The sequence below is a fragment of the Propylenella binzhouense genome (assembly GCF_009866965.1).
In the GTDB taxonomy this organism is placed as follows: Bacteria; Pseudomonadota; Alphaproteobacteria; order Rhizobiales; family Afifellaceae; genus Propylenella; species Propylenella binzhouense.
In genome coordinates, this window is the sequence record NZ_SPKJ01000126.1 from 1 (window position 1) to 9,669 (window position 9,669).

Here is a 9,669-nt window from a genome sequence, read left to right on the forward strand (position 1 = left end):
CGCCGCCCGGCGCGAGGCACGCCTCGCCCGCATCGACCGGATCGCCCGCCCGCTCGCCGCGCTCGGCCTCGGCTGGCTCGTCGCGCCGATCCGCATCGCCGCCGGCGACCGCTCGCCGGCGCAGATGAAGGCGGTCGGAAGCCAGATCGCGGTGCCGGTCCTCGGCATCGTCGCCTTCCTGCTGGCCTGGGCCGCGCTTGCGCCGCGAGTCGAAACCTCGCTCGGCGCCATTCCCGGCCCGGCCGCGGTCTGGGAACAGGCGACGACGCTTTACGGCGAGCACGCGGCCGAGCGCCGGCGCGCGGCGGAGTTCTACGAGCGGCAGGCGGAGCGGAACGAGAAGCTCGTCGCGGCAGGCGAAAGCGAGCGCGTGAAATGGCGGGACTATACCGGGCGGCCGACCTATCCCGACCAGATCCTCACCAGCCTGAAGACGGTGGCGATCGGCTTCCTGATCGGGACCCTGGTGGCGGTGCCGCTCGGGATCGCCTGCGGCCTCTCGCCAACCTTCAACGGCGCGATCAACCCGCTCGTCCAGATCTTCAAGCCGGTCTCGCCGCTCGCCTGGCTGCCGCTCGTCACGATGGTGGTCTCCGCGCTCTACGCCAATGCGAGCGCCGCCCTGCCGAAATCGCTCGTCATCTCGGCGATCACGGTCACGCTCTGCTCGCTCTGGCCGACGCTCATCAACACGGCCGTCGGGGTCGCCTCGATCGACAAGGACCTCCTCAACGTCAGCCGCGTGCTGAACCTCTCGACCCGGAAGAAGCTGACCAAGCTCGTGCTTCCCTCCGCGCTGCCGCTCATCTTCACCGGGCTCCGCCTGTCGCTCGGGGTTGGCTGGATGGTGCTGATCGCGGCCGAGATGCTCGCCCAGAATCCCGGGCTCGGGAAGTTCGTCTGGGACGAGTTCCAGAACGGGTCCTCCAACTCGCTCGCCCGCATCATGGTCGCGGTGCTGACGATCGGGATCATCGGCTTCCTGCTCGACCGCGCCATGCAGGCGCTCCAGGCCGCCTTCACCCATTCCGCGGCGCGCTGAGGGGAGCGGGAGCATGGCCTTTCTCGAGCTCAGCAACGTCACCAAGGGCTACGGCGCCGGCGCCGCCCGCCACGAAGTGCTCGGCGGGATCGACCTTTCGGTCGCGGAAGGCGAGTTCGTCGCGATCGTCGGCTTCTCCGGATCGGGCAAGACGACGCTCGTCTCCGCCATCGCCGGGCTCGTGGCGCCGGATGCCGGCGAGATCACCGTCCGCGGCGCGCCCGTGACGGGCCCCTCGCCCGCCCGCGGCGTCGTGTTCCAGTCCTATTCGCTGATGCCGTGGCTGACGGCGGAGGAGAACGTCGCGCTCGCCGTCGATTCGATCTTCGCCGCCGAGAGCCGCGCCGCGCGGCGGGCCCGCGTCGAGCGCTACATCGCGATGGTGGGGCTCACCCACGCCCGGACGCGCCGGCCGGCCGAGCTCTCCGGCGGCATGCGCCAGCGCGTCGCCGTCGCCCGCGCGCTCGCCACCGAGCCCGAGCTGCTGCTCCTCGACGAGCCGCTCTCCGCGCTCGACGCCCTGACCCGCGCGAAGCTCCAGGACGAGATCGTCGAGATCTGGTCGAAGGAGAAGCGCACCGTCATCCTCATCACCAACGACGTCGACGAGGCAATCCTCCTCGCCGACCGCGTGATCCCGCTCACGCCCGGCCCCGCCGCCCGGCTCGGGCCCGGCTTCGAGGTCGACCTGCCGCGCCCGCGCGACCGCGCCGCGCTCAACCACGACGAAGGGTTCCGCCGGCTCCGCAGCGCGATCATCCGCTATCTCGACGAGGCGGGCGGCGCGCGCCAGCAGGGGGCGGCCGCCGAGCCGAGACCCGAGCCGAATGCGGTCGTGCCGTTCCCCCGCAAGCCCGCACCGCCAAGGGCCTACCGCGAAGCCTCGGCCTCGCCGATCGAGGCCCGCTACGTCGAGTTCGCCGCGGTGAGCAAGACGTTCCCCACCCCGAAGGGCCCGCTGACGGTGGTGGAGGACTTCTCCCTCAAGATGCGGAAGGGCGAGTTCGTCTCGCTGATCGGCCATTCCGGCTGCGGCAAGTCGACCGTACTCGGCATGGCGGCGGGCCTTCTCGAGGTCTCGGGCGGCGGCATCGTGCTCGACGGGACCGAGGTCACCGGCGCCGGGCCGGAGCGCGCGGTCGTGTTCCAGTCGCCCTCGCTCTTCCCGTGGCTCACGGCGCGCGAGAACGTCGCGCTCGGCGTCGAGCGCGTCTATCCGAAGGCGGGCGCGGCGGAGCGGCGCGAGATCGTCGAGTACTACCTCGCCCGGGTCGGGCTCGCCGAGGCGATGGACCGCCGTGCCGCGGAGCTCTCCAACGGCATGAAGCAGCGCGTCGGGATCGCCCGCGCCTTCGCGCTCTCGCCCAAGCTCCTCCTCCTCGACGAGCCCTTCGGCATGCTCGACAGCCTGACCCGCTGGGAGCTGCAGGACGTGCTGATGGACGTCTGGAAGAGGAGCAGCGTCACGGCGATCTGCGTCACCCACGATGTCGACGAGGCGATCCTGCTTGCCGACCGGATCGTGATGATGACGAACGGCCCGCGCGCCCGGATCGGCGCCGTGCTGGAGATCGACCTGCCGCGGCCGCGCGCCCGCAAGGCGCTGCTCGGGCTCCCCGAATTCTACGAGTACCGCGAGGAGCTCCTCGGCTTCCTCGAGGCCTACGAGGGCGGCGCGAACCCCGATCCGGCGCATCTCGAGGCGATCCGGCTGAAGCGCGCCGGCCGCACGTCTCCCGGCGACCGAAGCACCCGCCTCGCGGCGGCGGAATAGGAGATCCGACCATGACCCCCGATGAAATCGCCCGCGTGCAGGACTCGTTCGCGAAGGTCGCGCCGATCGCCGACGCCGCGGCGGGCCTCTTCTACGCCCGCCTGTTCGAGACCGCGCCCGAGGTCCGCCCGCTCTTCAAGGGCGACATGGCCGAGCAGGGGCGGAAGCTCATGGCGACGCTCGCGATGGTCGTGAACGGGCTCAGGGACCCGGCGGCGATCGTGCCGGGCGCGCAGCGGCTCGCGGTGCGCCATGCCGGCTACGGCGTGACGCCGGCGCATTACGCCCCGGTCGGGGCCGCCCTCCTCTGGACCCTCGAACAGGGGCTCGGCGACGCCTTCGATCCGGAGACGAAGGCCGCCTGGAGCGCCGCCTACACGCTGCTCTCGGCCGTCATGATCGACGCGGCCGAAGCGAGCCGGGTCGCCGCGGAGTAGCCCGACATGACCGAGAAACTCGTCGTCATCGGAAACGGCATGGCCGCCGGCCGTGCGCTGGAGCATCTCTTCGAAGAGGCGCCCGGGCGCTACGAGGTGACGCTCTTCGGCGCCGAGCCGCGGGTGAACTACAACCGGATCATGCTGTCGCCGGTCCTTGCCGGCGAGAAGGCCTATCCCGACATCCTCATCCACGACGAGGCCTGGTACCGCCGCCACGGCGTCCGGCTCCGCGCCGGCCGGAAGATCGTGGCGATCGACCGCGCGGCGAAGACGGTGACGGCGTCCGACGGCACCGAGACGCCCTATGACAGGCTGCTCCTCGCCACCGGCTCCGATCCGATCATCATCCCGCTGCCGGGGCACCGGCTCCCGGGCGTGGCGACCTTCCGCGACCTCGACGACGTCGAGACGATGCTGAAGGCGGCCGAGAGCGGCGGCCGCGCCGTCGTGATCGGCGGCGGCCTGCTCGGCCTCGAGGCGGCGGCGGGGCTGAAGGGGCGCGGCATGGCGGTGACCGTCGTCCATCTCGCCCCGACGCTGATGGAGCGCCAGCTCGATCCCGCCGCCGGCTACCTGCTGCAGAAGGAGCTCGAGGGCCGCGGCATCCGGGTCGTCACCCGCGCGAACACGAAATCGATCGACGGGGTCGACCGGGCCGAGAGCGTGACGCTCGACGACGGCACCGAGATTCCGGCCGATCTGGTGGTGATGGCGGTCGGCATCCGCCCGTCGACCGCGCTCGCCAAGGCGGCGGGGCTCGCGGTCAATCGCGGCGTGCTGGTGGACGATTCCATGCGCACCAGCGACCCCGAGATCCTGGCGGTCGGCGAATGCGTCGAGCATCGCGGCCAGTGCTACGGCCTCGTCGCACCCCTCTACGAGATGGCGAAGGTCGCGGCCGCCCGGCTCGCCGGCGACGAGGCCGCCGCCTATGCCGGCTCGGTCACCTCGACCAAGCTCAAGGTGACCGGGATCGACCTCTTCTCCGCCGGCGACTTCGCTGAGTGCGAGGGGCGCGAGGAGATCGTGCTCCGGGACGCCTCGCGCTCCGTCTACAAGCGCCTCGTGATCGAGGCCGACCGCATCGTCGGCGCGGTGCTCTACGGCGACACCGCGGACGGCGGCTGGTTCTTCGACCTGATGCGGGAGAAGACCGCGATCGCCGATCTCCGCGAGACGCTGATCTTCGGCCGCGCCTATGCCGGAGGCGCCCCGCTGGACCCTATGGCGGCCGTTGCAGCCTTGCCGGATAGTGCGGAGATCTGCGGCTGCAACGGCGTGTGCAAGGGGACGATCGTCTCCGCCATCACGGCCAAGGGGCTGACCGGCCTCGACGAGGTGCGCGCCCATACCAAGGCCTCCAACAGCTGCGGCTCCTGCACGGGGCTCGTGGAACGGCTCCTTTCCGCGACGCTCGGCGGCGCCTACACGCCGAAGGCGGTGAAGCCGGTCTGCGGCTGCACCGAGCTCGGCCACGGCGAGCTGCGCCGGCTGATCGCGGCGAAGGAGCTGAAGACGATCCCGGCCGTGATGCAGGAGCTCGAATGGGCGACCTCCTGCGGCTGCGCCAAGTGCCGCCCGGCGCTCAACTACTACCTGCTCGCGGCCTGGCCGGGCGAATATGCGGACGACGCGCAGTCGCGCTTCGTCAACGAGCGCGTCCACGCCAACATCCAGAAGGACGGCACCTATTCGGTGGTGCCGCGCATGTGGGGCGGCGTGACGAGCGCCCGCGAACTGAGGGCGATCGCGGATGTCGTGGAGAAGTTCGCGATCCCGACCGTGAAGTGCACCGGCGGCCAGCGCATCGACATGCTGGGCGTGAGGAAGGAGGACCTGCCCGCCGTCTGGGCCGACCTCAACGCCGCCGGCCTCGTCTCCGGCCATGCCTACGGCAAGGCGCTGCGCACCGTGAAGACCTGCGTCGGATCCGACTGGTGCCGCTTCGGCACGCAGGATTCGACCGGCCTCGGCATCCGGCTGGAGAAGTTCATGTGGGGCGCCTGGACGCCTGCGAAGGTGAAGCTCGCGGTCTCCGGATGCCCGCGCAACTGCGCCGAGGCGACCTGCAAGGACATCGGCGTGGTCTGCGTCGAATCCGGCTACGAGATCCATGTCGGCGGCGCCGCCGGGCTCGACATCAAGGGCACCGAGGTGCTCGGCCGGGTGGCGAGCGAGGACGAGGCCCTCGAGACGATCGTGGCGATCGTCCAGCTCTATCGCGAGCAGGGCTGGTACCTCGAGCGCATCTACAAATGGATGGCGCGCGTCGGGCTGGAGACGATCCGGGCCCAGGCCCTCGACGACCGCGCCGGCCGCCGCGCGCTCTTCGACCGCTTCGCCTTCTCGCAGCGCTTCTCGCAATCCGACCCGTGGGAGCCGCGCGCGCGCGGCGCCGAGGCGCACGAATTCCGTCCGATGGCCGATTTGCGGGCGCTGGAGGCGGTCCGATGAACGCGATGACGGCGGACTGGATCGAGATCGGCCGCGTCGAGGACGTGCCGCTGCGCGGCGCCCGCACCGTCAAGACGCCGGCCGGCGACATCGCCGTGTTCCGGATCGCGACCGGCGAGATGCTGGCGATCGAGGACCGCTGCCCGCACAGAGGCGGCCCGCTCAGCCAGGGCATCGTGCACGGGGACGCGGTCACCTGCCCGCTTCACAACTGGGTGCTGAGCCTGCGCACCGGCGAGGCGCAGGGCGCCGACAGAGGCTGCGCGAAGACGATCCCGCTCCGCATCGAGGACGGCCGCGTCCTGCTTGCGGCGCGGGTGCTCGCCGCAGCTGAGTGAGGCGGTGTGACCGCATGAACATGATCCCGCAGCGCACGGTGCGCACCACCTGCCCCTATTGCGGCGTCGGCTGCGGGGTCCTCGTCGAGGTGACCGGCGACATCGTCTCGGTGCGGGGCGATCCCGACCATCCGGCGAATTTCGGCCGGCTCTGCTCGAAGGGCTCCGCGCTCGCCGAGACGATCGGGCCGGAGGGGCGGCTGCTCGCGCCGGAGATCGGCGGACGGCCGGCATCCTGGGACGAGGCGCTCGATCTCGTCGCCGCGCGCTTCGGCGCGGCGATCGCGGAGCACGGGCCGGACGCGGTCGCCTTCTACGTCTCGGGCCAGCTCCTCACCGAGGACTATTACGTCGCCAACAAGCTGATGAAGGGCTTCATTGGCTCGGCCAACATCGACACGAATTCGCGCCTCTGCATGGCCTCGGCCGTCGCCGGCCAGAGGCGCGCCTTCGGCGCCGACATCGTGCCCGCGACATACCGGGACCTCGAGGAGGCCGACCTCGTCGTGCTCGTCGGCTCCAACCTCGCCTGGTGCCACCCGGTCCTCTTCCAGCGCCTGATGGCCGCGCGGGAGGCGCACGGCACGCGCATCGTGGTGGTGGACCCGCGCCGCACGGCGACCGCCGAGGGCGCCGACCTCCATCTCCCGCTCGCGCCGGGATCGGACGTCGCGCTGTTTTCCGGCCTGCTCGACCATCTCTTCAGCTTCGGCGCGCTCGACGACGCCTTCGTCAGCGCGCATACGAGCGGGCTCGACGGCGCGCTCCGCGCGGCGCAGGCGACCGGGCTCCGCGGCGCGGCCGCGGCGACCGGCCTCGACCCGTCTGCGCTCCTCGCCTTCTACGAGCTCTTCGCGGCGACCGAGAAGGTCGTCACCGTCTTCTCCCAGGGCGTCAACCAGGCCGAGGACGGCACGGACAGGGTCAACGCGATCCTCAACTGCCACCTTCTCTCGGGACGGATCGGCAGGCCGGGGGCCGGCCCGTTCTCCGTCACCGGCCAGCCGAACGCGATGGGCGGCCGCGAGGTGGGCGGGCTCGCCAACCAGCTCGCCGCCCACATGGAGATCGAGGATCCCGCGGCGCGCGCGCGGCTCGCCCGCTTCTGGGGCGCGGAGCGCCTCGCCGAACGGCCGGGTCTGAAGGCCGTCGACCTGTTCCGCGCGGTGGCCGGCGGCGACATCAAGGCGCTCTGGATCATGGCGACGAACCCGGTCGATTCCATGCCGGACGCCGATCTCGTCCGGCGCGCGCTGGAGGCCTGCCCCTTCGTGGTCGTCTCCGACGTGGTGCGCGACAGCGATACGGTCGCCGCCGCCGACGTGCTCCTCCCCGCCGCGGCCTGGGGCGAGAAGGACGGCACCGTGACGAATTCCGAGCGGCGCATCTCGCGCCAGCGGCCCTTTGCCCGCCCGCCCGGCGCGGCGCGGCCGGACTGGTGGATCGTCTCGCAGGTGGCGGAGAGAATGGGATTCGGATCCGCCTTCGCCTATTCGCACCCGGCCGAGATCTTCGCCGAGCACGCCGCGCTCTCCGCCTTCGAGAACGGCGGGACGCGCATCTTCGATCTCGGCGGGCTCGCCGGGCTCGACCGCACCGCCTATGACGCGCTGGCGCCGGTCCAGTGGCCGGTCCGCCCCGGCGAGCCGGCGGGCGGGCGGCTCTTCGGCGCGGGCGGGTTCCAGACCCCCGACGGGCGCGCCCGTTTCGTGGCGACGCCGCCCCGGCCTGCCCCGGCGCGCCGCGAGCCGCGCTTCCCCCTGGTGCTCAATACGGGCCGCGTGCGCGACCACTGGCACACCATGACGCGGACCGGCCGCTCGCCCCGCCTTTCCGCCCATATCGCCGAGCCCTTCGTGGAGATCCACCCGGACGACGCGGCGGAAGCGGGCATCGCGGCCGCCCGGCTCGTGACGGTCGAGAGCGCCCGGGCCCGGATCGTCGCCCGCGCCTTCCTGACGCCGGCGCAGCAGCCGGGCAGCGTCTTCGTGCCGATGCACTGGACCGACCAGAATGCGAGCGCGGGCCGCGTCGACGCCCTTGTCCGCGGCGACACCGATCCCGTCTCCGGCCAGCCGGCGCTGAAGGCGAGCCGCGTGCGGATCGCGCCCTTCCCGGCCGCCTGGTACGGCTTCGCCGTGCTCCGAGACCGGCCGGAGCGGATCCCCGCGGACTACTGGGCCGCGGCCCGGACGAAGGGCGGCTGGCGGATCGAGCTCGCGGGCCTCGCGCCCCCCGCCGACTGGGCCGACTGGGCCCGGCTCCTTTTGCCCGGCGCGCCGGCGGAGGAGAGCCTCCTCGCCTTCCACGATTCCGGCTCGGGCCGGCGCCGCTTCGCGGCCTTCGAGGGCGAGCGCCTGCTCGCCTCGGTCCATGTCGCGCCGGAGCCCGTCGCCGTTTCCCGCAGCTTCGCGGCCGCGGCGCTCGACCGGCCCTGCCGGGACGGCGCCGACCGCCTCGCGATCCTCGCGGGGCGGGCGGGCGGCGGCCGGGACGATCCCGGAGCGCTCGTCTGCGCCTGCTTCGGCGTGGGCGCCAACGACATCGCACGCTGCCTCCGGTCCGGCGCGGCGCGCGACGTCGAAACCGTCGGCGCAAGGCTCCGCGCCGGCACGAATTGCGGCTCCTGCCGCTCCGAGATCCAGAGGATCGTCGATGGACACGCTTTCGCGCCCGCGCTCTGAGCACCGCGCCGCCCGCATCGCGGCGCTCGCCAAGCTGCCGGTCTTCTTCGACCTTCGCGGCCGCCGTGTGGTCGTGACCGGCGCCTCCGCCGGCACGGCCTGGAAGGCGGAGCTCCTCGCCGCGGCGGGCGCCGAGATCGTCGCCTTCGCGCCCGAACCGGACGAGGAGATGCGCCTCCTCGCGGCCTCTGATCTGCCGGCCGGCAGCGTGCGCCTTTTCGAGCGCGCCTGGCGCCCAGCCGATTTCGCGGAGGCGGCGCTCGTCGTCGCCGACGCCGCCGACGAAAGCGAGGCGGCGCGGGCGCAGGCCGCGGCCCGGCGCGCCGGGGTGCCGATCAACGTGGTCGACCGGCCGGCCTTCTGCGACTTCCAGTTCGGCTCGATCGTCAACCGCTCGCCGGTCGTCATCGGCATCTGCACCGACGGCGCGGCGCCGGTGCTCGGGCAGGCGATCCGGCGGCGCATCGAGACGATGCTGCCGGCCTTTCTCGGGACGTGGACGGCCGCCGCCAAGGCCATGCGCGCCGAGCTTTCGGAGCGGATCGGCGATGTCGGCGCGCGGCGCCGCTTCTGGGAGCGCTTCGCCGAGCTCGCGCTGCTCCGCGCGCCGGAGGACGGGCCGGAGCGGGAGCTGCGGGCGCTCGCCGCCGCTTCCGACGGCAGGCGGCGGGGCCGCCTGACGATCGTCGGCGCCGGCCCCGGCGATCCCGAATTCCTGACGATCAAGGCGCTGCGCGCTTTGCAGACGGCCGACGTCATCCTCTACGACGACGGCGTGCCCGGCGGCGTCCTGGAACTTGCCCGCCGCGAGGCGAAGCGCATGCTCGTCGGCGATGCGTGCGGCGCCGGCCGGAGCGAGGCGCCCGACGCCCTGGCGCTCCGGCTGGCGCGGCAGGGCCGGCACGTGGTCCGGCTGGTCGAGGGCGACGCCGCGGGC

General features: G+C 72.7%; 7 protein-coding genes. All 7 read left to right on the top strand.

The features are described from left to right. The coding region (locus tag E4O86_RS20755; protein WP_161142461.1) for an ABC transporter permease at positions 1-1,042 on the top strand (1,042 nt) is incomplete at its 5' end. A 13-nt stretch (positions 1,043-1,055) separates the two neighbouring features. After that, positions 1,056-2,816, top strand: a complete 1,761-nt coding sequence (locus E4O86_RS20760) for an ABC transporter ATP-binding protein (RefSeq protein ID WP_161142462.1) — start codon at positions 1,056-1,058, stop codon at positions 2,814-2,816. An 11-nt stretch (positions 2,817-2,827) separates the two neighbouring features. Then, on the top strand, positions 2,828-3,253 hold the full coding sequence (locus tag E4O86_RS20765) for a globin family protein (protein ID WP_161142463.1): 426 nt from the start codon (positions 2,828-2,830) through the stop codon (positions 3,251-3,253). A gap of 6 nt (positions 3,254-3,259) precedes the next feature. Further along, positions 3,260-5,710 carry a nitrite reductase large subunit NirB gene (gene nirB / locus E4O86_RS20770; protein WP_161142464.1) on the top strand — a complete coding sequence of 817 codons (2,451 nt, stop codon included), beginning with the start codon at positions 3,260-3,262 and terminating at the stop codon, positions 5,708-5,710. Positions 5,711-5,715: 5 nt separating this feature from the next. Further along, a complete protein-coding gene (gene nirD / locus E4O86_RS20775) occupies positions 5,716-6,048 on the top strand; it encodes a nitrite reductase small subunit NirD (RefSeq protein ID WP_161142465.1) in 333 nt (110 codons plus the stop codon). Positions 6,049-6,062: 14 nt separating this feature from the next. Beyond that, on the top strand, positions 6,063-8,732 hold the full coding sequence (locus E4O86_RS20780) for a nitrate reductase (RefSeq protein WP_205521013.1): 2,670 nt from the start codon (positions 6,063-6,065) through the stop codon (positions 8,730-8,732). After that, positions 8,704-9,669, top strand: a 966-nt coding sequence (locus E4O86_RS20785) for an NAD(P)-dependent oxidoreductase (RefSeq protein ID WP_246206535.1), incomplete at its 3' end; no start/stop codon positions are given. The genes E4O86_RS20780 and E4O86_RS20785, both read left to right, overlap by 29 nt.